This window comes from Minwuia sp. (genome assembly GCF_048007105.1).
GTDB lineage: Bacteria > Pseudomonadota > Alphaproteobacteria > Minwuiales > Minwuiaceae > Minwuia.
Genome location: NZ_CP180352.1, coordinates 4,185,642 through 4,211,170 on the forward strand (window position 1 = coordinate 4,185,642; position 25,529 = coordinate 4,211,170).

A 25,529-nucleotide genomic window follows, 5' to 3' on the forward strand; every position below is an offset into this window, starting at 1 on the left:
TCAGCTCTCGCAATAGGGCTCGACGGCGGCGCGGAACGGCGCTTCCGCATCCCGGAAATTGACGAGAAGTGTTGCTTCGTGCGCGGCGAGGTCCGGCGCCTCGATGCGGCGCGTGCCGTCGGCGATGCCGTCGATGATGCGGCGGGTGACGTCGGGCCGTGCATGCATGTCGTCGCGGAACCGCTCGGCATCGCCGGCAATGCCCGGCAGGCCCTGGAAATCGTGCAGCCGCACGTTGGGCAGACCATTCATTTCCTCGAGAATGATTGCCGCGGCTCGTTCCGTTCCCAGCAGGAAGCCGCCCTGCGGCATGTGCATCATCGCCGAATAGGGCGGTACGAAGAGGACAAACTCGACATCGGGGTGCGCCTCGGCGAGCGGCCGCACATGGCGGCGCAGATTGGCGCGCAGGTTGTCCGTCCTGAACTCGCCGGCGGGCCGGTGCCGGCGTTCGCACCAGGTCTTCGCGACGACAACGGGACCGAAGTCCAGCCGCTCGCCCCACTTGTTGATCGGGTCGAGCGGGCCGGTCGTCGCGGCGAGGCGCACGGCGCGGGCGTCATTGGCGTCCAGCCAAGCCTGAAGCGAGAACAGATACTCTAGATCCGTCAGCGGGTTGCCGTCGACCAGATGGTAGGGAAACCATTCGAAGCGGCTCGCGTCCGGCGGCTGTGTGAAGCCGGTCAGATGGACTTCCCAAACGACCATCTTCGTGGAAGCACGTGCCGCCGCGCGATCGACCAGCCGGGCCTGTTCGAGGGGCGACGAACCGGCGATGGCGGCGTTCAGCACCGGCTTGCCCAGCGCCTCGCTGGCGTGATCCATGTAGACGTTCTGTACCACCGAAGTCCCGATCAGGACCGCCTCATAGGGATAGGTCCGGATCAGCCCGGCGATGCGGTGCGGCTCGTCGCCGGCGAACCAGTCCCTCTGCTCGGGCGCTTCCATGAGATGCAGCGGATCGATCCAGAGCAGCCAGCCGACATAGCCCGCCATGATCGCGAGGACCGAACCGGGCAGCGCCAGAGCCACTGTCCGCGGCTTCGGCATTCTGACGGCGCGCGACAGGCGGCCCGCCCCGACAGTGGCCGCGGCGAGCAGGGACAGCAGTGCGACGGCGCCGAAGGCACCGGCGATATGGGGCGACAGGAAGGCCTGTTGCTGCAGCACATAGGTCCGGCCGTTCTCTCGCGGGTCGGTATTGTCAGGCGTCGAGAAATAGAGTGAACCGCCGCGCGACCAGATATGGAACCCAGCGCCCGGATCCCGCACTTCGGTCCCCAGCGCCGTCGGCGTGCCGAAGCGCTCGCCGTCTTCGGTCAGCCATCCGCGGATGACCGGAGTCAGCCTGTCCGTGGCCGGTGTCACCAGCCCGAAGGGCGGTTCGAACCGGACGATGTAACCATGGGGCGGCAATTCGCGGACCGTCTCGACAGGCACCGGACGGTCAAGCGAGACGCCTTCGACCGACAGCCAGAGGCCCGCAACGGCGGCAAGCGTCGTCAGAGCCATGCCCAGATCCACCAGCAGACCGATGCGTGTCAGCAACCCGAATCCGGTCAGCAGAAGCAGAATGGCGGCAGCGCCGATGCCCAGCGCGACCGCAGGTTCGAGAACGACCTGAAACCGTGCCTGGATCGGAACGGCGGACGGCGCACCGGGCGGTGGGCTGAAATAGAAGTTCTGCAGTCCGGCGTGAAGGAAGGCCGCCTCACGGCCCTCGACCATGACGGTGCGGCTGGCACGTCCGGTCGTGACGCGCTCGCCATCGACGAAGAGCGCACTCGCCGTGCCGGTCTCGCCATGGCGACCGTCATCGATCACCTGGAACGGATGCTGCTCCCAGGCCGCGTAGTCGATGCGGTAGACCCGCATCGCGCCCTGCACGGTCTCGGCGTCGGCAAGGCGGAAGGATTCGGTGACCGCAAACCCCGCCGTTCCGAGCCAGATCGCGGCCGCGATCACGAGGGTTGCGACGCCGCTCAGCACCGCGGCAATCGGGATCCGGAGCCTGGAAAGCGGTAATGGGGACTCGGTCATCGCCATGTCCCGAACCTATCAGAAATGCCGCCAGCCCGCGCTTTCCAGCGTCACAGGCTGTCCGTTGCGGAGAACGCTGACCGCATCGCCCTCGATCACGCGACCGATGCGGGTGCAATGCACGCGGCCAGCTTCTGGTGGTTCCATCCCGTCCGGAAGCGTGAAGGCCAGTTCGTAGTCGTCCCCGCCGGTCAGCGGCAGCGGCGCAAGCGCCGCGTCGTGCTTCATGGCCGCCCGGGCGGCATCGGAAACGGGCACCCGGTCCGCATCGATCTCGATGCCGACCCTGGAGTGTTTCGCAACATGCCCCAGATCGGCAGCAAGACCGTCGGAGACATCCAGACACGAGGTGGCAAGCCCCCGCAGGGACTGTCCCAGCTCCGGTCTCGGCTCCGGAAGCCTGTACCGTCGGGCGAGAATTTCTGCAACGTCCTCCGGGACGGCGAGCGCGCCCTGCAACACCCGAAGCCCCAGCGCAGCATCGCCCAGCGTTCCGGATACCCAGACGGCGTCGCCGGGCCGCGCACCATTCCGGCGGAGAGCCTCGCCTCGAGGCGCAGCGCCAAATGCAGTCAGGGACAGGGTGAACGGTCCGGGCGTCGATGTCGTGTCGCCGCCGAACAGACCGATTCCGAATGCCGCCTGATCTTCGGCGAGGCCACTGCAGAAGCGGGCGAACCAGTCGCGGTTCCGCTTGCCGTCCGATGACAGGGCGAGTGTGTATCCGACCGGCCGGGCTCCCATTGCAGCAAGGTCCGACACGTTGACCCGGATCAGTTTGCGGGCAATCAGATCCGGCAGGTCGTCGGCCAGGTAGTGCACGCCTTCGACCATCATGTCGTTGGTGACAGTCCAGGCTTCGCCGTGGCGGAGCTTCGGCAGAATAGCCGCGTCGTCGGTGAGTCCGAGGCCACCTTCAGCGGCGAGCGGCGCTAGCAGCTCGGCGATGAATTCGAACTCGCCGAAGGCGGTCATCGGTCCTGCTTCTTGCCCTTCTGCTCCAGTTCGCTCGCCCGCACCTTGCGCGCGACGCGGTCGAGCACGGCGTTGACCAGCGACGGTTCTGCACCGTTGAAGAAGTCATGCGAGAGATCGACATATTCGTCGATCACCACACGGGCCGGCACGTCGATGCGCGCCAGCAATTCGTAACCCGCCACACGCAGCAGCGCCCGCAGCAGGGTTTCCAGCCGGTCCATGGCGTAGTCGAGGCTGAGGCCGCTCTCGATCAACTCGTCCAGTTCCTTGCGGCGGCGGAAACTGCCGCCCACAAGATCGGCAAAGAAGTCGCGGTCGGCGCTGACCAGAGGTTCGCCGTCGAGGTCGTGACCCAGCCGGTGCGCCTGGAACTCGGCGATCAGGTCGTCAACGCGCGTCTCGTTGATCTCGAGCTGGTAGACCGCCTGCACAGCATGCATGCGCGCCGCGCTCCGCTGCTTGCGGGCGGGCCTTGAGCCCGAGCTCGAACGGCGTCGGCTCATTACGACTCCGCCAGTTCGCGGCGCAGCTGGACCATGCGGATCGCCGCATTCGCGGCATCGCCACCCTTGTTCTTTTCGTCGGGATTGGCCCGCGCCAAGGCCTGCGCCTCGTTCTCGACCGTGATGATGCCGTTGCCGATGGCGACGCCGTCATAGACGGTCAGGTCCATGATCGCCCGGGCCGACTCGCCGGCGACGATATCGTAATGAGAGGTCTCGCCACGGATCACGCAGCCGAGTGCGACATAGCCATCATAGGCCTTGCCGCCTTCCGCGGCCGCGTTCTCGGCAAAGGCAATGGCCGCCGGGATTTCCAGTGCGCCGGGGACGCTGATGCGCTCGAAACTCGCACCGGCCGCCTCCATGGCCTGGATCGCGCCGCGCGCCAGCCCCTCGGAAATGGTCTCGTAGTAGGGCGCCTCGACGATCAGCAGATGAATCTCGCCCATGATCTCAGTCCTTCCCAAGCGGGCGCGTGCCCACGATTTCGAGGCCGTAGCCTTCCAGGCCGACGACGTGCTTCGGCGAATTGGTCAGCAGGACCATCTTGCGCACACCCAGATCGGCAAGGATCTGCGCACCGATGCCATAGTCCCGCAGATCCATCAGGGTCTTCACGTCCTGATTCTCCTGCGCCTGCAGGAACTCCGAGATCCGCATCTCGCGGGTCTCGCGCAGGAAGACGAGCACGCCCCGGCCCTCTTTCGAGATGGTCTTCATGGCCAGTTCCAGCCGGCCGGCCTTGCCGCCCGCCTCGCCGAACAGGTCGGGATTGGGATCGTAGCCGTGCATGCGCACCAGCACTGGTTCGTCGCCGGAAATGTCGCCTTTCACCAACGCCAGGGACTCCGCATAGGAAACTTCGGAATCGAAGACGAACATCTGGAACTCGCCGCCGTATTCGCTGTTCAGCATGGTCTCGTGGCTGCGCTGAACCAGCTTGTCGGACCGGCGGCGATAGGCGATCAGGTCGGCGATCGTGGCGATCTTGAGGTTGTGGTACTGCGCGAAACGGATCAGGTCCGGCATGCGGGCCATGGTGCCGTCATCGTTCATGATCTCGCAGATCACGCCCGCCTCGCGCAGGCCGGCCATGCGGGCGATATCGACAGCCGCCTCGGTGTGGCCGGCGCGGCGCAGCACGCCCCCGCCCTTGGCGACCAGCGGGAACACGTGGCCCGGCGTGACGATGTCCGCCTGCCCCTTGGAAGGATCGATGGCGGTCTGGATGGTGTGGGCCCGGTCATGCGCTGAGATGCCCGTCGAGACTCCCTCCTTCGCCTCGATGGACACCGTGAAGGCGGTGTGGTGGCGGGTGCGGTTGTCCTTCGACATCAGGTCCAGGCCCAGGTCGTCGATGCGCTCCTGGGTCATGGACAGGCAGATCAGGCCGCGGCCGAACTTCGCCATGAAGTTGATCGCCTCCGGCGTCGCGAACTGTGCCGGGATGTAGAGGTCGCCCTCGTTCTCCCGGTCCTCGTCATCGACCAGGATGACCATGCGCCCGTTCCGCGCGTCTTCGACGACGTCCTCGATCGAGGACAGGTAGCGGGTGAATTCCGAACTCATGCGGGAGCCTTCAAGTCTTGGTCTCAGCGAGACGCGCGACATAGCGCGCCAGGACGTCGATTTCCATGTTGACCGGATCGCCTTCCGCCATGACGCCGAAGGTCGTCCGATCCTGGGTGTGCGGGATGATATTGATCTCGAAGCTGTCGCCGTTCACGGCGTTGACCGTCAATGACGCACCGTTCAGTGCAACCGAACCCTTCTCGGCGACGTAGGGCGCCAGCGCCTTCGGCAGCGCGAAGATGAAGCGGCGGCTGTCGCCCACCGGCTCGATCTTCACGACCTTCGACAGACCGTCGACATGGCCGGTGACGATGTGGCCGCCCAGCTCGTCGCCGACCCGGAGCGAGCGCTCCAGATTGATCGGCGCACCCTCCTTCATGGCGGCATAGGCGGTGCGGTCCAGGGTCTCCTTGCTGACATCGACGGCGAACCAGCCGGGCCCCTTGTCGACGACTGTAAGGCAGACACCATGGCAGGCGATCGACGCGCCCATGTCGATCGAAGACGTGTCGTAGGCCGTCTCGATAGAGAGCCGGAGATCGCCGCGGGGCTCGATCGAGCGAAGGCGTCCGATGTCGGTGATGATGCCGGTGAACATGGCGTCCTTTTAGTCCGGGCGGCGGTAGGTTTCCAGAACATCGTCGCCGAGGCGGCGTGTCCCGGCGGGACGGAATTGCGGCGCATCTGGCAGGTCGTCCAGACCGAAGCCCGCAACGGCCGCCAGCCCGTCGCCGCCCAGCAGCTTCGGAGCCCGGAAAAGCGCGATCTCGTCGACCAGACCGGCGCGCAGGAACGAAGCCGCCACCTTCGCGCCGCCCTCGATCAGCAGGCGCGTGACGCCGCTCTCTGCAAGGGCGGCCAGCACCTGATCCGGCGCCGGCATGCCGGCCATGTCTGCATCGACATCGAGAACCTCGACCCCCGCGTCCGCCAGCGCCTGCCGCCTCTGGGCCGGCGCTTCGCCTCGGCAGAAAATTGTCACCGGCGCCTGGGACACCGTCTTCACCAGCCGGCTGGTCAGCGAGATCGACAGCCGCGAATCGAGCACGATCCGGCCCGGCGAACGCCCCTCCAGTCCCTCGATCCGGCAGGTGAGTTCCGGATCGTCCGCGCGCGCAGTGCCGGCGCCCACAAGGATGGCGTCATGCGTCGCGCGCAGCATGTGGCCGGCGGCGCGGGCCGCGGCGCCGGTGATCCACTGCGATTCGCCGGTGCTCGTGGCGATCCGGCCATCCATCGACGTCGCCAGCTTCAACGTGATGTGAGGCCTGCCGAAGGCCCGGTTGAGAATGAAACCGCCGTTCAGCGCGCGGGCCTGCTGGCCCAGCAGTCCGACCGCCACGTCGACCCCGGCCTTCCTCAGCATCTCGATGCCGCGGCCGTTCACCCGCTCGTCCGGGTCCTCGGCGGCGATCACGACACGGGCGATGCCCGCGCCGATCAGCGCTTCGGCGCAAGGGCCGGTCTGCCCGGTGTGGCTGCAGGGTTCCAGCGAGACATAGGCCGTAGCGCCCTGCGACCGATCTCCGGCCTGCGCCAGGGCAACGGTCTCCGCATGCGGCCGGCCGCCGGGCTGTGTCCAGCCCCGGCCGACGATCAGCCCGTCGCGGATAATGACACAGCCCACGGCCGGGTTCGGCGCGACACGCCCGAGGCCGCGGCGGGCCAGCGCCAGCGCGTGGCGCATGTGCCGCCGGTCGGCGTCAGTCGTCTTCGGTCCGGCCAAGTTCGCGTCCGATGAAGTCCTCGAAGTCCGCCGCCTCGCGGAAGTTGCGGTAGACCGAGGCGAAGCGGACATAGGCGACCTGATCGATATTGGCGAGCGCCCGCATGATCAGCTCGCCGATGGTCTGGGACGGGATCTCCGATTCGCCGGAGCTTTCCAGCTGCCGGACAATGGCGTTGATCATCCGGTCCACCCGCTCCGGATCGACCGGACGCTTGCGGATGGCGATATCGATCGACCTGGCGATCTTGTCGCGGTCGAAGGGCACGCGCTGGCCGTTCTTCTTCACCACCGTGAGTTCGCGCAGCTGGATGCGCTCGAAGGTGGTGAAGCGGCCGCCGCAGTTCGGGCAGAAGCGCCGCCGGCGGATCGCGGTGTTGTCCTCGGTCGGACGCGAGTCCTTCACCTGCGTGTCGGCGTTATGACAGTACGGACAGCGCATCATCCCTCCCCCTGCGGCGTCAGCCGCCGATCATAGGCCCTGCGTGTAGATCGGGAAACGCTTGCAAAGCTCGACGACCTTGCCGCGCGCTTCGGCCTCGGCGGTCGAGTTGTCGCCATTGGACTTCGCGTAGGCTTCCAGCACGTCGGCGATCAGGTTGCCGACCTGGGTGAACTCGGCCTCCTTGAAGCCGCGGGTCGTGCCTGCAGGCGTACCGAGCCGGACGCCCGAGGTGATCATCGGCTTCTCCGGATCGAAAGGCACACCGTTCTTGTTGCAGGTCATGTGGGCGTTCTCGAGCGTGTGCTCGGCGTCCTTGCCGGTGACTCCCTTGGAGCGAAGATCGACCAGCATCAGATGCGTGTCAGTGCCGCCCGAGACGATGTCGAAGCCGCGGCCGATCAGGGCGTCGGCCAGCGCCTGCGCATTGGCGACGATCTGGCGGCTGTAGGCCTTGAACTCGGGCTTCAGCGCCTCGCCGAAACCGGCGGCCTTGGCGGCGATCGCGTGCATCAGCGGTCCGCCCTGCAGGCCCGGGAACACGGCCGAGTTGATCTTCTTGCCCAGCGCCTCGTCACGGCTGAGGATCAGGCCGCCGCGGGCGCAGCGCAGCGTCTTGTGGGTGGTCGAGGTCACGACATGGGCGTGATCCAGCGGGGTCGGATGGACACCGGCGGCGACCAGCCCGGCGAAGTGGGCCATGTCGACCATCAGATACGCGCCGACCGAATCGGCGATCTCGCGGAAGCGCTTGAAGTCGATGACCCGCGGATAGGCCGAACCGCCAGCCACAATCAGCTTCGGCTTACGCTCCTTCGCCAGCGCCTCGACCTGCTCGAAATCGATCCGCGCGTCCTCGCGGCGCACGCCGTACTGGATGGCGTTGAACCACTTGCCCGACTGGTTCGGCGGCGCGCCGTGCGTCAGATGCCCGCCGGCGTCCAGCGACATGCCCATGATGGTGTCGCCCGGCTTCAGCAGCGCCATGAAGACGGCCTGGTTGGCCTGCGCGCCCGAGTGGGGCTGCACATTGGCGAAGCTGCAGTCGAACAGCTTGCAGGCGCGCTCGATCGCCAGCCGCTCGGCGATGTCGACGAACTCGCAACCGCCATAGTAACGGCGTCCCGGATAGCCCTCGGCGTACTTGTTGTTGAAGGTCGTCGCCAGCGAGCGGATGACCGCCGGGCTGGCGATGTTCTCGGAGGCGATCAGTTCGATCTGGTTCTGCTGGCGATCCATCTCCAGGCGGAAGGATTCGAACAGTTCCGGATCGTCGCGCTCCAGATCCGATTTCCAGAAATCCGCTGCGTCATAGGCGGCTTCGCTCATGAAATATCCCCCGGTGTGTCAGGAATTGGGGCCGTGGCCCAGCTTGTCGACGCGGCGCTGATGACGGCCGCCCTCGAATCCGGTTTCGAAGAAGGCGGCAACGCATTCCTTCGCCGTCTCGATGCCGATCACCCGGGAGCCCAGCGCCAGCACGTTCGCATCGTTGTGCCGCCTGCATAACCGGGTTGTCGTGACATCATGACAGAGAGCTGCCCGGACCTTCGGCTCACGGTTCGCCGCGATGGAAATTCCGATGCCGCTTCCGCATACGATGACGCCCATCTCGGCCTCGCCGTCGCGGATGGCGCGCGCCGCCGCGGCGCCATAGTCCGGATAGTCGACCGAGTCGGTGCCATGGACGCCGGCATCCAGTATCCGATGCCCGAAAGCCTCGATCTCCGGCTTCAGCGCCTCTTTCATTTCGTATCCGGCATGATCCGAAGCGACAACGATGACAGCCATTCTGCGCGCGCCCGTCTGGAAAAGATGGCGCGGCAGATACCACATGTTGTGCCGGAATGCGAAGCCTCTCCGCCCCTTCGCGCGCTGCGGCACAACGACCGGTGCAAGGCGCATGCAAGGCCGGCCCGGGGCCGCGAGACTAATACACACCTATTAATTTTGCTGAATCAAGTAACACCAATTAGGGCGTGCAAAACACTTTCATCATTCTAATATGCCGCCGCAATCAGGGCCGTGAGAATGAGGAGGAAGTGGCAATGAATGACAGCGAGACCCCGGGAAAAAGTCTCGAGCCCTCCGATCTCCTGCGCCTGACCTCGCTCGTATCATCTGCATACTTCGCCAACAACGCCACGCCGACCGATCAAGTCCCCGATATCATTCTGAATATCCGCAACGCCCTGGCGGCCACCATCGACGATTCCACGCCGGAAGAACGCCCGGAACCGGCAGTCCCGGTGCGGAAGTCGATCATGCCCGACTACCTTGTCTGTCTGGAAGACGGCAAGAAGCTGAAGATGCTGAAGCGCTACCTCAAGGCGCGCTACGACATGACGCCGGACGACTACCGGGAACGCTGGGACCTACCGCCGGACTATCCGATGGTCGCGCCGAACTACGCCAGGCAACGGGCCGAATTCGCGCGCAAGATCGGTCTGGGCAAGAAGAACTGATTGCCAGATCAATCATAAAAATCGGCAAGCCGTCGCAACGCCCCCCTTTCTGAGGTGCCGCAGACCCTCTAAGAATTGAGTTCTGAGCATTTTCCGACAGGAGGGTTGTACAAATGCTATCGAGGAAACGCACCCTGGCGGTGGCTGCCTGTTCGGCGGCGCTGCTTGCTTCCACCGCCGTGATGGCCGACGTCAAGATCGGCTTCCTGGGCGGCTTCACCGGGCCGATCGAAAGCCTGACCCCGCCGATCGAGGCGGGCGCCAAGCTGGCGGCGACCCACGTCAACGGTCAGGGCGGACTGCTCGGCGGCGAGAACATTGTCCTCGCTTCGGGCGACACCACCTGCGCCGACGCGACCGCCGCCGCCAACGCCGCGGACCGTCTGGTCAACGCCGAGAACGTGACCGCCATCGTCGGCGCGCTCTGCTCCGGCGCCACCATCTCGGCTGCCAACAATGCCGGCATCCCGGGCAACGTGGTGATGATCTCGCCGGCCTCGACCTCGCCGGCGCTGACCGGTCTGGCCGACAACGATCTGGTGTTTCGGACCGCCCCGTCCGACGCCTATCAGGGCTCGGTGCTGGCGCGGCTGATCCAGTCGAAGGGCATCAACGACATCGCCATCACCTATGTGAACAACGACTACGGCAAGGGCTTCGCCGACGCGCTGGCCAGCGCCTTCCAGAACCAGGGCGGCGTGGTCGCGGCCAACGAGGCGCATGAGGACGGCAAGGCCGACTACCGCGCCGAGATCGGCTCGCTGGAAAGCTCCGGCGCCACGACGCTGGTCGTGCTCGCCTATGCCGACGGCTCCGGCCAGACCATCCTGCGTCAGGCGCTGGAAAGCGGCATCTTCAGCCAGTTCGTCGGCGGCGACGGCATGGTCGGCGACAAGCTGCTCGAAGCCGTTGGCGCGGACCGCCTGTCGACCATGTTCGCGACGAAGCCGGGCACGCCCCAGATCCCCGGCGCCGGCAAGTTCAGCGTCCTGGCGCGTGAGGCCGGCGTCGATCCGACCGCCGTGTTCGCGGCCCAGTCCTACGACGCGGCCTTTCTGCTGGCTCTGGCCATCGAGAAGAATGGCTCCGCCGACCGTGCGGGTCTCAACGCCGCGCTGCGCGATGTTGCCTCCGCACCGGGTGAGACCATCCTTCCCGGCGAGTGGGCGAAGGCCAAGGCCGCCATCGCCGCCGGCAAGGACATCAACTACGAAGGCGCCACCGGCAGCCACGAATTCGACGATGCGGGCGACGTACCCGGCGTGATTGTCGAGATGCTGGTCAAGGGCGGCAGGTTCACCGAGGTCGGCCCGGCCATGTAGGCCAGGCCGCCACCGGCGACGGAACGAGGCCCGGACGGTCCGCCGTCCGGGCCTTTTTCATGCCCCGTCCGGCCTACTCGTGCTTCGGCGGCTCCTCGGGCAGCATGCCCCGGGGCGCGTAACGCAGCACCAGGGTGATGGTCAGGCCGATGACGAAGACCCGCATCTGCAGGGCGCGGCTGTTGAGATCCTCGGCCAGCGCCGCCCCGAACACCCCGTCGCCGACGGCCCGGGCGACATCGAACAGGGCCAGCGCTGCGGGCTCTGACATGGTCCAGACCACATAGACCAGAAGCGCGCCGAAGATGGCGCCGCGGTTGTTGCCGGCGCCGCCCAGAATCACCATCACCCAGACGAGGAAGGTGTGGTTCAGCGGAATGAAGCCGCTGGGGTCGAAGATCGACGAGAAGCTGACCAGCGCCGCACCGCCGATGCCCATCAGTACCGAACCGAGGATGAATATCTCCAGCCGGCGACGGTTAACGTCCTTGCCCATGGCAGCCGAGGAGACCTCGTTGTCCCGGATCGCGCGCATCATCCGGCCCCATGGCGCGTGCCAGGCCCGTTGCAGCAGCAGATAGATGACGACGATCAGCACAGCGGTCACGGCCAGATAGGCGCTGCGTGCGGCAACGAAACCGATCTCGCCCGGTGTCGGGACCGGCCAGGGCAGCGGCGAAACCGTCAGCGTGCCGCGGGTCCACCAGTCGGAGTTCTTCAGCACCGCCTTGATGATCTCGGCGATGCCCAGTGTGGCGATGGCGAGGTAGTCGCTGCGCAGACCGAGACAGACATGACCGACGAACCAGGCCACCAGCCCGGCGACCACGCCGCCCGCTGCCCAGCCGACGAGGACAGGCATGCCGAAGCCGCCGATGAAGCCCGGTCCCTTCTCGATGGCTTCGGCGACCGGTTCCAGCTGCGCGACCACGACCAGATAGGCCGCCCCGGCGACGATGGCGGTCAGGGCATTGCGCAGCCCCTTCGGCACCCCGAGGCGGTCGGAGCGGCTGACGCCCCAGACCACCGCCACCGCGCCGATCAGCCAGACCGCCACGCCGGCCAGGCCGGCCGGACCGTCGGAGGCCCAGAACTCCTCGTTGACCGGATAGGTCAGCGTCATGGTGGCGACGCCGCCCAGGGCGACGAAGCCCATCACGCCCGCGTTGAACAGCCCGGCGTAGCCCCACTGGATGGTCAGACCCAGCGCCAGAATGGCGTAGCAGCTCGCCTCGGCCAGCATGCGCACACCATAGGCCGCGCCCAGCGACATGAAGACGGCCCCGATCAGGACCGCCAGCCCGCCGAAGAGCAGAATTTCCCGCCGCGCCCCGGTCACAGGATGCGTCCCTTCAACAGGCCGGTCGGCCGCCACACCAGGATCACCACCAGCAACACGAAAGGCACCGTGATCTTGTACTCGGTCGGCACGAAGGCGATCTTCGTCGGCAGTTCGATCCAGTCGGGCATGCTGTCCTGGAACGGTCTCAGCAGGATCGCCCAGTTGAAGACGGCGAGCGTCTCGGCGAAGCCCACGACGAAGCCGCCCAGCACTGCGCCGTAGGGCCGGCCCACGCCGCCGACGATGGCGGCGGCGAAGATGGGCAGCAGGATGTTGAAGCTGAGGTCGGGTTTCAGCGCCACGTCCAGCGACAGCAGCGTACCCGCCGCAGCGGCCAGCATGCCGGCGATGATCCAGGTCGTGCGCACCACCATGTCGGTGTTGATGCCGCTGACACGCGCCAGATCGGGATTGTCCGACATGGCCCGCATGGCCTTGCCCAGCCGGGACCGCGTCAGGAAGAGGTGCAGCGCCACGACCGCGACAGCCGTGAAGGCGAACAGCAGGATCTGCGGCTCGGTGATGACGACCTTCATGCGGGCCAGATCGAACGGGATGTCGAGGCGGAAGATCTCCTTGCGGTCGTCGATGTAGAGCTGCCGCGAGGACGGTCCCGCCAGCAGCCGGATCAGACCCTGGATCATCAGGGTGACGCCGACCGAGGCCATGACGAAGACGACCGGCTTCAGATTGGCGCCGCGCAGCGGCCGGTAGAAGGCCCGGTCGAGACCGATGGCCGCCCCCGCCGTGAGCACCATGGCGATGGGCAGCAGCACGAAGGCCGTGGGCAGGCCGATGATCTCGCCGGCGGCCGGGAAGGCCGCGGTCAGGGCGAAGGCGATGAAGGCGCCCATGGTCATCATGTCGCCATGGGCGAAATGGGCGAAGCGCAGGATGGCGAAGACCAGCGTCACGCCGATCGCACCCATGGCGTAGATCGAGCCGATCACAGCGCCGGAGATCACCACCTTGTTGAGGAAGAAGACGAGTTCGTTCATCGGCTCATCCCCCCAGGAAGCTCTTGGCGACTTCCGGATCGGCGAGCAGGTTCGCGCCCGTGTCCGTGTAGCGGTTCCGCCCGCCGGCCAGAACGAAACCCTTGTGCGCGATCTTCAGGGCCTGCCGCGCGTTCTGCTCGACCATCAGCACACCGACGCCGGCCTCGTTGATGGCGATGATCCGTTCGAAGATCTGATTCATGTAAAGCGGCGACAGGCCTGCGGTCGGCTCGTCGAGCAGGATCAGCTTCGGCTCGATCATCAGCGCGCGGCCCACGGCCACCATCTGCCGCTGGCCGCCGGACAGCTCGCCTGCCGGCTGCCGGCGCTTGTCCTTCAGATCGGGGAAGAAGCCATAGACCTGTTCCATGACGTGGGCGAAGTCGTCGCGGCGGACGAAGGCCCCCATCTCCAGGTTCTCCTCGACCGAGAGCGTCGGGAAGACGTTGTATTCCTGCGGCACGAAGGCCATCCGGTGCCGCACCAGCTTCTCCGGAGCGGCATTGGTGATGTCCTCGCCCGCCAGCGCCACCGAGCCTTCCGAGACATGCAGCAGGCCGAAGATCGCCTTCAGGCTGGTGGACTTTCCGGCGCCGTTGGGACCGACGATGACGCCGATCTGGTCGGCCTCGATCTCGATGGTGACGCCGTTCAGGATGTTCATGCCGCCGTAGCCGGCATGCAGGCCGCGGGCTTCCAGCAGCGCCATCAGACGGTCTCCGCGCCGAAATAGGCCTCGACCACGGCCGGGTCGTTGCGGATGTCCGCGATGGCGCCCTGGGTCATCACCGAGCCCTCGGCCATGACGATCACCGGATCGCAGAGCCGCGCGATCAGATCCATGTCGTGCTCGATCACGAAGAAGGTGTAGCCCTTATCCCGGTTCAGATACTCGATATCGGCCAACAGATCCTGCAGCAGGGTGCGGTTCACGCCGGCGGCGATCTCGTCCAGCAGCACCACCCGGGCCTCCGCCATCATGGTCCGGCCGAGCTCGAGCAGCTTCTTCTGCCCGCCCGACAGGTTGCCCGCCAGTTCGTTGCGAACATGATCCAGCTTCAGGAACTCGATCACCTCCAGCGCGCGGTCGCGGACCTTCTGTTCCTGCTCGCGAACGGCGCCGGGCCGGAACCAGGCATTGAACAGGTTCTCGCCCTGCTGCTCAGGCGCCGCCATCATCAGGTTCTCAAGCGCCGTCATGTGGCCGAACTCGTGCGCGATCTGGAAAGTGCGCAGCAGTCCCTTCGCGTAGAGCTTGTCCGACGGCACGCCGGTGATGTCCTCGCCGTCCATCAGGATGGTGCCGCCCGTGGGCTTCAGCGCCCCCGCAACCATGTTGAACAGCGTGGTCTTCCCCGCGCCGTTCGGTCCGATCAGACCCGTGATCGAGCCGGCCGCCACCGACAGCGTGCAGTGCTGCACCGCCTTGAGGCCGCCGAAGCTGATGGATACGTCCTGGACGTCGATGCGTGCGGACACGCCGCCCCCTGAGGTTCAGAAAAATTCACGCGCCGTCATAGAGGGACTTGAACGAGGCCGCAATCACCGCCTGCCCCCTGCAATCTTCACCGCGTCCGGGTGATGCCGGAGCCGCCACATGGCGAGCGTTCCGAGCAGCGGGCCGACGGAAACGATCCAGAAGGCGCGTTCCCAGCCGATCAGTTCGACGGCCTCGGGCAGCAGGTGCAGGCTGACCAGCGTCAGCGAGAAGCCGATACAGGTCTGGGCAGTGACCATGGTGCCGATGCGGTCCCGGTCGGCGAGTTCCATCACGGCGGAAGAGAACTGCGCCGAGTCCGCCACCACGACCACGCCCCAGAACAGGCAGAGCGCGATCAGCGGCCCCGGCGGGCCACCGAACAGGAACCCGACGACGAGGCAGCACGCCGCGGAAGCGATCATGGCCGCCATCGTCACGGTCGTGCGGCCGATCCGGTCGGCCAGCAGTCCTGCGAGCAGGGCGCCGACCGTGCCCATGGCAAGCACGCCGAAGGCTGTCAGCGAGGCCGCGAAGCCGATGCGCGGGTCACCCTCGCCGTACCAGACCGTGAAGGAGGCGGTCAGGAAGACCACGATCCAGCCCCAGACGGCGTAGAGCTCCCACATGTGGCCGAAATAGCCGAAATTTGCGAGCCGCAGCGCCTTGTTGCGCCAGGCTTCCAGAACCGCCGAAGGCTTGAACTTCGCCGCCGCCATCGCGTTGGGGCCGAGTTGCACGCCAAGGACGAGCAGGGCCGCGAGCACACTGCAGCCGGACGTCACATAGAGCGTAAGCCGCCAGTCGAGACCCTGCAGCAGAGCCTGGCTGAGATGCGGCGCCGCCGACCCCAGGGTCAGCGCGCCGACCAGGATCCCGACCAGCAGCCCCATGTCGCCCTTCGCCCAGGTCGAGACCATCTTCATGCCGACCGGATAGCAGCCGGCCATGCAGGCGCCGATGACGAAGCGCAGGACCGGGATCAGCGGCGAAGCCGGATCCAGCCAGGCGACGGTCGAGTTGGCCACGGCGGCGATCAGGGCGGAGCCGAAGAAATAGTGCTGCGGACGCCAACGGTCCGCGAGCCCCAGTATGGCGCTGGTCAGCGTACCGGCGACGAAGCCGACCGACAGCATCGACGAGTAGAGCGAGGCCTGCAGGTCGCTGATTTGCGTTTCCGCCCGGATCGCCGGCAGCGTCGCGGCGCCTGTGAACCACAGGCTGAGCGCCAGAATTTCCGCCAGGCACAGAAGCCCGACCGCCCGCCACTTGCCGTCCAAATCCCGCCCTCCCCGGCGCTGTCCCCGATGCTGCCCGGCCGCAGCCGGTCAGCCTTCCCTCAGCCGTTCCAGCACGGTGACGCGGTGCATCAGGCGGCGGGCTGGATGGAAATCCGCAACGGCGTAGTGAATCACCGAACGGTTGTCCCACATGGCCACGCAGTCCGGCGACCAGCGGAACCGCACCTGGAACTCGGGCGCCTTGCAGTGCTCGAACAGAAAGGCGAGCAGGTGCCGGCTTTCCTGCTCGGACATGCCGTCGATGTGGCGGGTGAAGCTCTCGTTGACGAACAGCGCCTTGCGCCCGCTCTCGGGATGGGGGCGCACGACCGGATGGCTGACCGGGGGAAACTCGCGGCGCGCCGCTTCCATCAGCCTGCCGCGCTCTCCTTCCCAGAGCCGCTTCTTCACCGGCCGTTCGTAGAGCTTCATGAAATCGTGTGTCGCGGTCAGCCCGTCCAGATGCTGCTGCATCCGGTCGGGCAGGCCGTCCCAGGCAGCAAACATGCCCGCCCAGACCGTGTCCCCACCGCAATCCGGCACCACGACCGAGCGCAGCACGGACGCGAAATCGGGCAACGGCGCGAAGGAATAGTCCGAATGCCAGTTGTTCACCGTCGGCGGCCGGTCGGCGTCGTTGAGCAGGACCGAGACATGGGGGTTCGCCTCGTGCACCAGGAACATGGAATCGGGCACCTTCGGCACATGCCCGAACCGGCGCGCGAAAGCGACCTGGTGATCGGGCGTCACCGGCTGGTCCCGGAAGAACAGCACCCCATGCTCGATCAGCGCTGCGCGCAGGGCGGCAACCGCCTTCTCATCCAGCGATTCGGTCAGGTCGATGCCGGAGACCTCCGCGCCGACGGACGGCGTGACCGGCCTCAACTGGAACGGTGCGGCGGAATCGGTTGCGGTGTATGCGAGACTCATGCTGCGCTCCTCCCCGCCGGAACACTACACGTACCGACCGTGGAACCGAACCGTACGGAAGGCAGGGAGCGGCATGCAGGAAACGGGAGGCGATCCGCTCCAGCTCAGGGACGCAGATCCCGACGACCTCGATGCGTTGGCCGAGCTCTGGCGCAACGCCTGGCGCGACGGCCATATCGACCATGTGCCGCCGGCGCTGGCGGAACTGCGGACGCCAGAGAGCTTCCGGGCCCGGCTGGAACCGATGATCGGCGATACCCGCGTCTGCGAGATCGATGGCCTGACGGCCGGATTCTGTACGCTGAAGGACGACGAACTGAACCAGTTGATGGTCTCGGCCGAGGCGCGGGGCGCCGGCGTCGCAGCCGCGCTGATGCAGGACGCCGAGACGCGGCTGAAACGGGCCGGACACGGTCAGGCCTGGCTGGCCTGCGCCGTCGGCAACGAACGCGCTGCGGCCTTCTACCGGAAGTCCGGCTGGCATGTGGCCGACACCGTGACGCTTGCGGTCGAGACTCTCGGCGACCCCTTCCCTCTCAGGGTGTGGCGTTTCGAGAAAACACTTTGATTCCAAAACCCTGTCGAGATCGATTGACGCCACGTCAGGCTCAGGCCACGATAAGACTGTGAAATAAAAAAGAACTACAGTTCTGTCTTCACAGGGGAGGAAATCAAGATGATGAAAATGACGCGTCGTGCGTGGACCATGGGCGTCCTCGCGGCGTCAGCCTTCGGCGTATCGAGCGCCATGGCGGACGATATCAAACTGCCGGGAACGCTTGTCGTGACCGCCTATGACGTCGGCTCGTCCGGCTACAGTCAGATGGTCGGCCTCGGCTCGATCCTGAAGAACAATTACGGCACCAATGTCCGCGTCCTGCCGGGCAAGAACGACGTTTCCCGGCTCGGCCCCGTCAAGGCGGGCCGCGCGCAGTTCACTGCGACGGGTTCGGACTCAGTCTATGCGCAGGAAGGTGTCTTCACCTTCGGCAACCGCGACTGGGGACCGCAGCCGCTGCGCCTGCACATGCTGGCGATTGGCAAGGGCGCGGCCGTCGGCATGGTGACGCCGGGCGACAAGTCCATCGAGACCATGGACCAGATCAAGGGCAAGCGCGTTGCCTGGATCCGCGGCGCGCCGGCCCTGAACAAGGCGGTCGAGGCGATGATGGCCTGCTTCGGCGTCGGTTGGGACGATGTCGAGAAGGTCGAGTTCGGCGGCCACGGACCCGCGGTCGACGGGTTCATCAACAACGAAGTCGACGCGCTCAACAACGCCACCTTCTCGGCCCTGAACAAGAAGATCGAAGCCAGCCCGCGCGGTCTGCATTATCCGGTGGTCCCGAACGACCCCGAGTGCTGGGAACGCCTCAACGGGGTCGTGCCGTGGTATCTGCCGACATTCGCCACCGTCGGCACCGGCATGGCGGAAGGCGGTCAGTGGATGGCCAACACGCCCTACCCGATCCTCGCGTCCCGCGACGATGTCGAGGCCGACACCTCCTACAGCATCGTGAAGGCGATCCACACCCACTTCGACATCTTCAAGGACACGGCGCCGGGGGCGACCGGCTGGGCCATGGAGAACCAGCAGTTCCACAAGCTGCTGCCGTACCACGAGGGCGCGGTGAAGTACTACAAGGAGGTCGGCGTCTGGCCCGAGGGTCAGGACGAGATCCAGGCCGGTTCGCTCAACCGCCAGGCTGTTCTGAAGAAGGCCTGGGAAGGCTATCTCGCCGGCGCGCCGGACGATGACGAGGCATTCGCCAAGGGCTGGATGAAGGCGCGCGCCGACGCGCTGGAAGCTGCCGGCCTGACCGTCATCTTCTACGAGTGGTGACCGCCCACACGCGCTGACGCAATCCCGCCCCGGAGCCCGCTCCGGGGCGGCTGCGTTCCCGACGCCGCAATCCGGACGGGCCAATACCCTTTGGCCGCGCCGATTGCACTACGCCGATACCGCCAGGCCGTATCGCCGCCCGATCTGCACCCGGAGTCCGTCCGATGAGCGACAAGAAGCTGGATATCAAGGAAGAGGACGTACCCGACGTCGATCTTCAGCGCACGCGGTCGCTGAATCCGTTCTGGCAGGTCGTCGTGACGGTCATTGGCACGCTGGCGATCCTTCTGTCGATCTATCAGATCTTCAAGCTCGACTCGCGGCTGAACGAGATCTGGCAGTATTTCGGCGGCGACGGAAAAATCGGCTACACCCTGCTGGTCAACGAATACCTCTACGCCCTGGTCGGCATGATGCTGGCCACGGTGTTCATCGTCTTCCCGACCTATGCCAGTCAGCGCCGGGACAAGGTGCCGCTGTATGACCTGATACCGGCCGCCGTGTCGCTCGGCGTGACCTTCTACCTGCTGTTCAACTCGTTGCAGATCCAGGAAGAGGCCTGGGAATACGTCGCGCCCGAATGGGCGCAATGGATGGCGGTGGTGATGTGGGTGCTGGTCATCGAGGCCGGGCGGCGTACAGGCGGCTGGCCGATCTTCTTCATCGTCCTCGCGATCTCGCTCTACCCGATTTTCGCCGATCAGGTGCCGCAGGTGATCCAGGGCGCCCCGATGGGCTTCCTCGACACCGCCGCGTTTCACGTCTACTCGATCGAAAGCCTGCTCGGCATTCCGATGCGCGCCTTCGGTCTGCTCGTGTTCGGCTTCCTCGCCTTCGGCATGGCGCTGGTCTACACCGGCGCGGGCCTGTTCTTCATCAACTTCGCCTTCGCCCTGCTCGGGCATGTCCGCGGCGGTCCGGCCAAGGTCGCGATCTTCTCGTCGGGCCTGTTCGGGTCGATGTCCGGCGGCCCGATCACCAATGTGCTGACGACCGGCACGCTGACGATCCCGACCATGCGCCGCATCGGCTTCTCGGCGAAGTATGCCGGCGGCATCGAGGCCTGCGCCTCGACCGGCGGCGTGCTGATGCCGCCGATCATGGGGGCCACCGCCTTCGTCATGGCCGACTTCCTGCAGGTCCGCTACATCGACGTCGCCATCGCCGCCATCGTGCCGTCGCTGCTCTATTATTTCGGTCTGTTCGTGCAGATCGACAGCTATGCCGCGCGCAACCGCATCCAGGGTCTGCCCAAGGAAGAGATGCCGCGCTTGCTGGATGTCCTGAAGGACGGCTGGTTCTACATCTTCGCCTTCGCCGTGCTGGTCTTCATGCTCGTCTTCCTGCTGCAGGAAGCCCGCGCGCCCTTCTACGCCACCGCGCTGCTTCTGATCCTCAACCAGCTGAGCCCCAAGCACCGGATGGACTGGAAGAAGTTCTACAAGTTCCTGCAGGCGACGATCTTCCTGCTGGCCGAACTCGCCGGCATCCTGGCGGCGATCGGCCTGATCGTCGGCGCTGTCGTCGGTACCGGCATGGCGGGCTCGGTCACCAACGACCTCGTCTACCTGGCCGGCAACAACATCTTCATCCTGCTGGCGATGGGCGCGCTGACCAGCTTCATTCTCGGCATCGGCATGACGGTGACAGCGGCCTACATCTTCCTCGCCATCATTCTGGCGCCGGCGCTGATCCGCTCCGGCCTCGATCCGATGCCGGTGCACATGTTCATGCTCTACTGGGGAATGCTCAGCTTCATCACGCCGCCAGTGGCGCTGGCCGCCTTCGCCGCCGCTTCGGTCGCCAATGCGAAGCCGATGGAGACCGGCTTCGAGGCCATGCGGCTGGGCACGATCATCTACTTCATCCCGTTCTTCTTCGTCTTCAACCCGGCGCTGCTGCTGCTCGGCGATCCGGTCGAGATCACCATCGTGCTGGTCACTGCCTTCTCCGGGGTGCTGTTGCTGGCGAGCGGACTGCAGGGCTATCTGATCTTCGCCGGCCCGGTCGGACGCGGCACGCTGGGCATGGTGTCCCGGGCGCTGATGGTTGCCGGCGGCATCCTGCTGGCGACACCGGGCGGCGGCATGATCGGATACAGCCACCTGACGCTGGCCATCGCCGCCATCGTCGTGGCGGGGCCCGGGGTGCTGCTGGCGATCATGACCCGGCGGGAGGCGCCGGTCAGGGCCTGATCAGGCGAACTTGCCGGACCGGTTGAAGCCGCGCGGGGCGTTGCGGCCGGCGGAGGCGCGCTTGCCTTCCCACATCAACAGGTTGTCCTCGCGCATCACGCGGCCCGAGGCAGTCGTCCAGGTCAGGCCCTCGGCGCGGGTGAAGCACTTAACGTCGCCCACACCGCCATCCTTGTAACGCTGCAGGATCACGCCCTTGCCCCGGCTCATCTCCGGCATTTCCTCGAGGGAGAAGACGAGCAACTTCCGGTTCTCGCCGATCACCGCGACCGTGTCGCCCTCGACGATTGCCGCCAGACGCGCCTCCTCGCCTGCCGGCAGGTTGAGCAGCTGCTTGCCGTTCCTCGTGGAGGCGATCAGGTCGTCCTCCCTGAAGACGAAACCGCGTCCCGACTCGGAAGCGATCAGGCGCTTCCGTCCGGGCTGATGGACGAACAGGTCGACGATGTCCTGATCGTTCGGCAGGTCGATCATCAGCCGCACGGGCTCGCCATGGCCACGCCCGCCCGGAAGCCGGTCGCAGGGCAGCGTGAAGATGCGTCCGTCCGTCGACAGCATCAGCAGCCGGTCGGTCGACTGCGCGTGAATGGCGAAGCGGCCGCGGTCGCCGTCCTTGAACTTCAGTTCGGTGTCGGGGGCGATGTGCCCCTTGGCAGCACGGATCCAGCCCTTCTCGGAGCAGATGACCGTCAGGGGCTCCTTCTCGACCAGGATTTCCTCGGCCGCCTGCGCCAGCTCCTCCGACGGCGCATCGGCAAAGCTGGTGCGTCTCAGTCCGAGGTCCGGTTTGCCGACGAGCCACTTCTTCAGTTCGGCAATCTCGCCGGCGATCTTCTTCCAGCGCAGCTTCTCGTCGGCCAGAAGTTCGTTGAGCTCCGCTTCTTCGGCGACCAGCGCATCGTGCTCCTTGCGGATCTCGATCTCCTCGAGCTTGCGGAGCTGGCGAAGCCGCATGTCCAGGATGGCCTGGGCCTGACGTTCGGTGAGCTCGAAGCGCTCGATCAGCGCGTCCTTGGGCCTGTCCTCGGTGCGGATGATCCGGATCACCTCGTCCAGGTTGAGGAAGGCGATGAGGTAGCCGCCAAGCACCTCCAGCCGGTCGGCGATCTTCGCCAGCCGATGACGGGTCCGGCGCTGCAGCACCTCGTGGCGGTGGTCCAGAAACGCCTGCAGCATGTCCTTCAGGGACATCACGCGCGGCGTCCGCGTGGCGTCCAGCGCGTTCATGTTCATCGCGAAACGCACTTCCAGATCGGTCTGGCGGAACAGCTGCTCCATCAGCGCGTCGGCGTCGATGGTCCGCGCTCGCGGCTCCAGCACCAGGCGGACGTCTTCGGCGAACTCGTCGCGCACATCGGCCAGGGCCGGCAGTTTGCGGTCGTTGATGAGCGCCGCGATCTTCTCGACCAGCTTGCCCTTCTGCACCTGATAGGGCAGCTCGGTGACCACGATCTGGTAGGTGCCGCGGCCGCCGTCTTCTTTCTCCCAGCGCGCCCGGACCCGCAGGCTGCCCCGGCCCGTCTCGTAGGCCTCGACGATACGTTCGCGATCCTCGGCGATGACGCCGCCGGTCGGAAAGTCCGGTCCCGGCACATGTTCCAACATGTCGGCCACCGGCGTGGACGGCTTGCGGATCAGCACCAGCAGCGCTTCGCAGAGCTCGGTGGCGTTGTGGGGCGGAATGTTGGTCGCCATGCCGACCGCAATACCGGCGGCGCCGTTGGCCAGCAGGTTCGGGAAGGCCGCAGGAAGCACCAGTGGCTCGGATTCCTCGCCGTCATAGGTCGGCTGGAAATCGACGGCATCCTCGTCGATGCCTTCCAGCAGCCGTTCGGCGACCTCGGTCAGCCGCGCCTCCGTGTAGCGCATGGCCGCGGCGTTATCGCCATCGACATTACCGAAATTGCCCTGCCCCTCGACCAGCGGGTAGCGGACGGCGAAATCCTGCGCCAGGCGGACCAGCGCGTCGTAGATCGCGGTGTCGCCGTGGGGGTGGAACTTGCCCATCACGTCGCCGACGATGCGGGCGCATTTCTTGAACCCTGCATCCGGATCGAGGCGCAGCAGCCGCATCGCATAGAGCAGGCGCCGGTGCACGGGCTTCAGGCCGTCCCGGACATCCGGCAGCGACCGCGACACGATCGTCGACAGCGCGTAGGCCAGATAGCGCTCGCTCAGCGCCTCCCCCAGAGGGATCGGCTGGATGTTCTCGCGGTCAGGGGGGGTCTGCTCGGTCATGCGCTCAAGACACCAGATGTTGTGTTGTCCCGCAACAGAATCTCCACAAATCGGCCGCGGGCCGCGGGAAGCGCGGTATTCCGCTGGCTGAAGACGTGGCGTTCCAGGAAGTGTCCCGTCAGTTCGGCCGCATCGGCGAGATCGGTCTGCGGATGATTCGCCGGTGGCCGCCCGCGCTCGCCGATTAGGAAGCGCGGCAACGGCAGCAGCTTCTCGCGGTAGGGTGCGCCCGCGGCCAGCGAGACCGCCCGGGCCGATTTGGGCGAAACATAGCCCAGGCCCTCGGTGCGGCCGTCGCCCGCGCATTTCGACAGGTCAAGGCCGAAACCCAGTTCGCCGAGCAGGCCGAGTTCCCAGGCGAAATAGGCCTCGGCCCAGTCGTCGGTCGCCGCCGCCAGCGCATCGAACAGCGCACCGGTGGCCCGGAACAGCGCCGGATGCGCCTCCCGCTCCATCAGCCCGCCATCCAGAATGGCGACGGCGCTGTTGAGTGCGGCCAACCGGCCCGGGTCGTCCATGATGAAACCGGCTCGGCTGGGGCCCGGTTCGACCTTCAGCGATCCCAGATGGTCCTCGGTCCGCGCCCGCCAGGTGGCGGTGACGCCGTTGCCCGGCATCAGCACGCCGCGCATCCGCCTGGAATAGGCGCCGCGGGCGAGACCGCCATGCCGGCCGCGTTCGGCGGTCAGAAGGGAGACGACCGCCGAGGTCTCTCCATGCCGCCTGAGCGAAAGAACGATGGCGTCATCGGTCCATTCCATGCCGCTCAGACCACTTCGATGCGGGTCTTCGCGCTGGAACGGACGCCGTAGTCGGAGATCCAGACGACCTCGATCTCGCCGCTCTCCTGCGCCTTCAGGTGAAAGCTGAGATAGGGATTGGCCGACACGCTGCTGAACCATTCGGCGCGGAAGACCTGGTTGCCGTTGTAGAAGGCCAGCACCTCCTGAAGAATGTGCCGCGGGTAGACGACGATGTTGCCGGTGTCGAAGCGCACGCCGGACTCCATCGGATGCCGCGCCAGCGTCCGGACGAGGAAGGTCTCGCCGCGCTTCACGGTGTCGGGCGCGTGGATGCGTCTGTCGCCGGCGGCCATCAGCTGCAGGCCCCTTCCAGCACCTCGACCGCCTCGCGCGTGACGCCGACCCTGCCGTCGGCCATCTCGGCGACGATCACGACATCGGAGCTGGTGGCCATGCGGATGCGCATCTCGGTCTGCGCGCTGCCGTTCCAGGGTCCGTAGCGATAACGGGCGACCTCGGGAAACGGGTTGTCGATGACGAAGACATGAACCGTCTCCGGATAGTCTTTGCCCGCCATCGCGCAATCGACGTCGAAGGTCAGCGGCACCGAGGCGCCGTTCTCGGCGATGCCGGGCAGGTCGATCTTCACGATATCCGGCACAGGCGTCCGGCCGCGTATCGCGCGCTGGATCATCCGCTCGGCGTCTTCTGGATCGGCGTCCATCGGGAAGGTGCGGCGCGTCTGGGACAGCCGGTTGCGTATGGTCTCGGCCAGGGACGCAGGCGCCACGGCCGCCGCCACGGCCGCAGCGCCCAGCGCCATCAGCGCGCGCCGCTTGCGGTCGGGTCCCGGTCTCATCTGCTTGGCGGCTCCTGTCTCAGCGTCAGCAGATAGGCTATCACGTCCTCCACCTGCTGCGCGCTCAAGATGGGTTGACCCTCGCGGTCGGACCGGACCCCCGACAGGCCCTCGGCCCGGTGGAAGGGCGGCATGACCGTATCCGGATCGACAAGTGTGGAATCGACTAGCCTCAGCCGGAGTTCCGCTGCGCTGTAGCGCCGACCCACATCGTGCAGCGGCGGCCCGATATCGCCATGGAACCTTTCTTCCGGAACCGGCGCCGCATGGCAGGCAAGGCAGTTGCCCTTTCGGCTGGCGACAACCGCTCGCCCCCGTTCGGCGTCCCCCGACAGACCGCACAACGGCGCGGGAATCGCATCGTCGACGACGCTGTAGGAGGCAACTGGTTCAGGGCAGCCCGCGGCGGACGGTCCGGCGACGAGCGCGGTGCCAGCCAGCGCTGCAAGAAGCAGTTGGATACTATGAAAGTTTGACAGGATGACGCTGCGTCCATCAAGATTTCAGGGTTGGGGAATACTGATCGGATCGAATGCGTGTTGCGTCAACCCGCTGCCGGTCGTGGTACCTCCAGCCCAA

26 protein-coding genes are annotated in these 25,529 nt (G+C 66.3%); 5 read left to right on the top strand and 21 right to left on the bottom strand.

Annotated features, from left to right (window positions below; genetic code table 11):
• The 10 genes from ACMVY4_RS20375 to rpiB form a co-directional block, all read right to left on the bottom strand.
• Positions 1-2,040, bottom strand: coding sequence for a hypothetical protein (locus tag ACMVY4_RS20375; protein ID WP_416897778.1), 2,040 nt, complete (start codon positions 2,038-2,040; stop codon positions 1-3).
• A gap of 18 nt (positions 2,041-2,058) precedes the next feature.
• Complete coding sequence (gene thiL / locus ACMVY4_RS20380; RefSeq protein WP_416897779.1) at positions 2,059-3,015, bottom strand: thiamine-phosphate kinase; 957 nt, start codon at positions 3,013-3,015, stop codon at positions 2,059-2,061.
• Positions 3,012-3,458, bottom strand: coding sequence for a transcription antitermination factor NusB (gene nusB / locus ACMVY4_RS20385; RefSeq protein ID WP_416897780.1), 447 nt, complete (start codon positions 3,456-3,458; stop codon positions 3,012-3,014). The genes thiL and nusB overlap by 4 nt, the downstream gene beginning before the upstream one ends.
• A 62-nt stretch (positions 3,459-3,520) precedes the next feature.
• On the bottom strand, positions 3,521-3,970 hold the full coding sequence (locus ACMVY4_RS20390; RefSeq protein WP_416897781.1) for a 6,7-dimethyl-8-ribityllumazine synthase: 450 nt from the start codon (positions 3,968-3,970) through the stop codon (positions 3,521-3,523).
• A gap of 4 nt (positions 3,971-3,974) precedes the next feature.
• A complete protein-coding gene (gene ribB, locus ACMVY4_RS20395) occupies positions 3,975-5,090 on the bottom strand; it encodes a 3,4-dihydroxy-2-butanone-4-phosphate synthase (RefSeq protein ID WP_416897782.1) in 1,116 nt (371 codons plus the stop codon).
• A gap of 10 nt (positions 5,091-5,100) precedes the next feature.
• Positions 5,101-5,691 carry a riboflavin synthase gene (locus ACMVY4_RS20400; protein WP_416897783.1) on the bottom strand — a complete coding sequence of 197 codons (591 nt, stop codon included), beginning with the start codon at positions 5,689-5,691 and terminating at the stop codon, positions 5,101-5,103.
• Between the two features lie 9 nt (positions 5,692-5,700).
• On the bottom strand, positions 5,701-6,819 hold the full coding sequence (ribD, locus tag ACMVY4_RS20405) for a bifunctional diaminohydroxyphosphoribosylaminopyrimidine deaminase/5-amino-6-(5-phosphoribosylamino)uracil reductase RibD (RefSeq protein WP_416897784.1): 1,119 nt from the start codon (positions 6,817-6,819) through the stop codon (positions 5,701-5,703).
• Positions 6,797-7,261 carry a transcriptional regulator NrdR gene (gene nrdR / locus ACMVY4_RS20410; RefSeq protein ID WP_416900366.1) on the bottom strand — a complete coding sequence of 155 codons (465 nt, stop codon included), beginning with the start codon at positions 7,259-7,261 and terminating at the stop codon, positions 6,797-6,799. Before nrdR ends, ribD begins: the two co-directional genes overlap by 23 nt.
• A gap of 30 nt (positions 7,262-7,291) precedes the next feature.
• Positions 7,292-8,590 carry a serine hydroxymethyltransferase gene (glyA, locus tag ACMVY4_RS20415; protein ID WP_416897785.1) on the bottom strand — a complete coding sequence of 433 codons (1,299 nt, stop codon included), beginning with the start codon at positions 8,588-8,590 and terminating at the stop codon, positions 7,292-7,294.
• Between the two features lie 18 nt (positions 8,591-8,608).
• Positions 8,609-9,052 (bottom strand): ribose 5-phosphate isomerase B, encoded by a 444-nt coding sequence (gene rpiB, locus ACMVY4_RS20420; RefSeq protein ID WP_416897786.1) that lies wholly within the window; start codon positions 9,050-9,052, stop codon positions 8,609-8,611.
• Positions 9,053-9,309: 257 nt separating this feature from the next.
• Here rpiB and ACMVY4_RS20425 point away from each other — a divergent pair, with 257 nt between their 5' ends.
• Together ACMVY4_RS20425 and ACMVY4_RS20430 are read left to right on the top strand one after the other, a co-directional pair.
• A complete protein-coding gene (locus ACMVY4_RS20425; protein ID WP_416897787.1) occupies positions 9,310-9,726 on the top strand; it encodes a MucR family transcriptional regulator in 417 nt (138 codons plus the stop codon).
• Positions 9,727-9,839: 113 nt separating this feature from the next.
• Entirely contained in the window at positions 9,840-11,048 is a 1,209-nt protein-coding gene (locus tag ACMVY4_RS20430; RefSeq protein WP_416897788.1) for an ABC transporter substrate-binding protein, read from the top strand.
• 73 nt (positions 11,049-11,121) lie between these two features.
• Here the strand turns inward: ACMVY4_RS20430 and ACMVY4_RS20435 are convergent, their stop codons facing one another.
• From ACMVY4_RS20435 to ACMVY4_RS20460, 6 genes are all read right to left on the bottom strand, one after another.
• The gene (locus tag ACMVY4_RS20435) at positions 11,122-12,387 is read right to left on the bottom strand and encodes a branched-chain amino acid ABC transporter permease (RefSeq protein ID WP_416897789.1); all 1,266 of its coding nucleotides are present in this window, start codon (positions 12,385-12,387) and stop codon (positions 11,122-11,124) included.
• Positions 12,384-13,388, bottom strand: coding sequence for a branched-chain amino acid ABC transporter permease (locus ACMVY4_RS20440; RefSeq protein WP_416897790.1), 1,005 nt, complete (start codon positions 13,386-13,388; stop codon positions 12,384-12,386). Before ACMVY4_RS20440 ends, ACMVY4_RS20435 begins: the two co-directional genes overlap by 4 nt.
• 4 nt (positions 13,389-13,392) lie before the next feature.
• Positions 13,393-14,097: an ABC transporter ATP-binding protein gene (locus ACMVY4_RS20445; RefSeq protein WP_416897791.1), complete on the bottom strand. Its 705-nt coding sequence runs from the start codon at positions 14,095-14,097 to the stop codon at positions 13,393-13,395.
• On the bottom strand, positions 14,097-14,867 hold the full coding sequence (locus tag ACMVY4_RS20450; RefSeq protein WP_416897792.1) for an ABC transporter ATP-binding protein: 771 nt from the start codon (positions 14,865-14,867) through the stop codon (positions 14,097-14,099). Before ACMVY4_RS20450 ends, ACMVY4_RS20445 begins: the two co-directional genes overlap by 1 nt.
• Before the next feature lie 63 nt (positions 14,868-14,930).
• Positions 14,931-16,145, bottom strand: a complete 1,215-nt coding sequence (locus ACMVY4_RS20455) for an MFS transporter (RefSeq protein WP_416897793.1) — start codon at positions 16,143-16,145, stop codon at positions 14,931-14,933.
• Positions 16,146-16,193: 48 nt separating this feature from the next.
• The gene (locus ACMVY4_RS20460) at positions 16,194-17,075 is read right to left on the bottom strand and encodes a TauD/TfdA dioxygenase family protein (protein ID WP_416897794.1); all 882 of its coding nucleotides are present in this window, start codon (positions 17,073-17,075) and stop codon (positions 16,194-16,196) included.
• Positions 17,076-17,148: 73 nt separating this feature from the next.
• Here ACMVY4_RS20460 and ACMVY4_RS20465 point away from each other — a divergent pair, with 73 nt between their 5' ends.
• The 3 genes from ACMVY4_RS20465 to ACMVY4_RS20475 all read left to right on the top strand — a co-directional run bounded on the left by ACMVY4_RS20465 (position 17,149) and on the right by ACMVY4_RS20475 (position 21,110).
• A complete protein-coding gene (locus ACMVY4_RS20465) occupies positions 17,149-17,643 on the top strand; it encodes a GNAT family N-acetyltransferase (protein ID WP_416897795.1) in 495 nt (164 codons plus the stop codon).
• A 108-nt stretch (positions 17,644-17,751) separates the two neighbouring features.
• A complete protein-coding gene (locus ACMVY4_RS20470) occupies positions 17,752-18,915 on the top strand; it encodes a TAXI family TRAP transporter solute-binding subunit (RefSeq protein ID WP_416897796.1) in 1,164 nt (387 codons plus the stop codon).
• 164 nt (positions 18,916-19,079) lie between these two features.
• Entirely contained in the window at positions 19,080-21,110 is a 2,031-nt protein-coding gene (locus tag ACMVY4_RS20475) for a TRAP transporter permease (protein WP_416897797.1), read from the top strand.
• Here the strand turns inward: ACMVY4_RS20475 and parC are convergent, their stop codons facing one another.
• The 5 genes from parC to soxX are packed head-to-tail and all read right to left on the bottom strand — an operon-like array spanning position 21,111 to position 25,294.
• Positions 21,111-23,348, bottom strand: a complete 2,238-nt coding sequence (gene parC / locus ACMVY4_RS20480) for a DNA topoisomerase IV subunit A (RefSeq protein ID WP_416897798.1) — start codon at positions 23,346-23,348, stop codon at positions 21,111-21,113. It lies immediately after the preceding gene.
• Positions 23,345-24,109 carry a DNA repair protein RecO gene (gene recO, locus ACMVY4_RS20485; protein ID WP_416897799.1) on the bottom strand — a complete coding sequence of 255 codons (765 nt, stop codon included), beginning with the start codon at positions 24,107-24,109 and terminating at the stop codon, positions 23,345-23,347. The genes parC and recO overlap by 4 nt, the downstream gene beginning before the upstream one ends.
• 5 nt (positions 24,110-24,114) lie before the next feature.
• Positions 24,115-24,444, bottom strand: a complete 330-nt coding sequence (gene soxZ, locus ACMVY4_RS20490) for a thiosulfate oxidation carrier complex protein SoxZ (RefSeq protein WP_416897800.1) — start codon at positions 24,442-24,444, stop codon at positions 24,115-24,117.
• On the bottom strand, positions 24,444-24,950 hold the full coding sequence (locus ACMVY4_RS20495) for a thiosulfate oxidation carrier protein SoxY (protein WP_416897801.1): 507 nt from the start codon (positions 24,948-24,950) through the stop codon (positions 24,444-24,446). The genes soxZ and ACMVY4_RS20495 overlap by 1 nt, the downstream gene beginning before the upstream one ends.
• A complete protein-coding gene (gene soxX / locus ACMVY4_RS20500; protein ID WP_416897802.1) occupies positions 24,947-25,294 on the bottom strand; it encodes a sulfur oxidation c-type cytochrome SoxX in 348 nt (115 codons plus the stop codon). The genes ACMVY4_RS20495 and soxX overlap by 4 nt, the downstream gene beginning before the upstream one ends.
• Between the last annotated feature and the right edge of the window lie 235 nt (positions 25,295-25,529).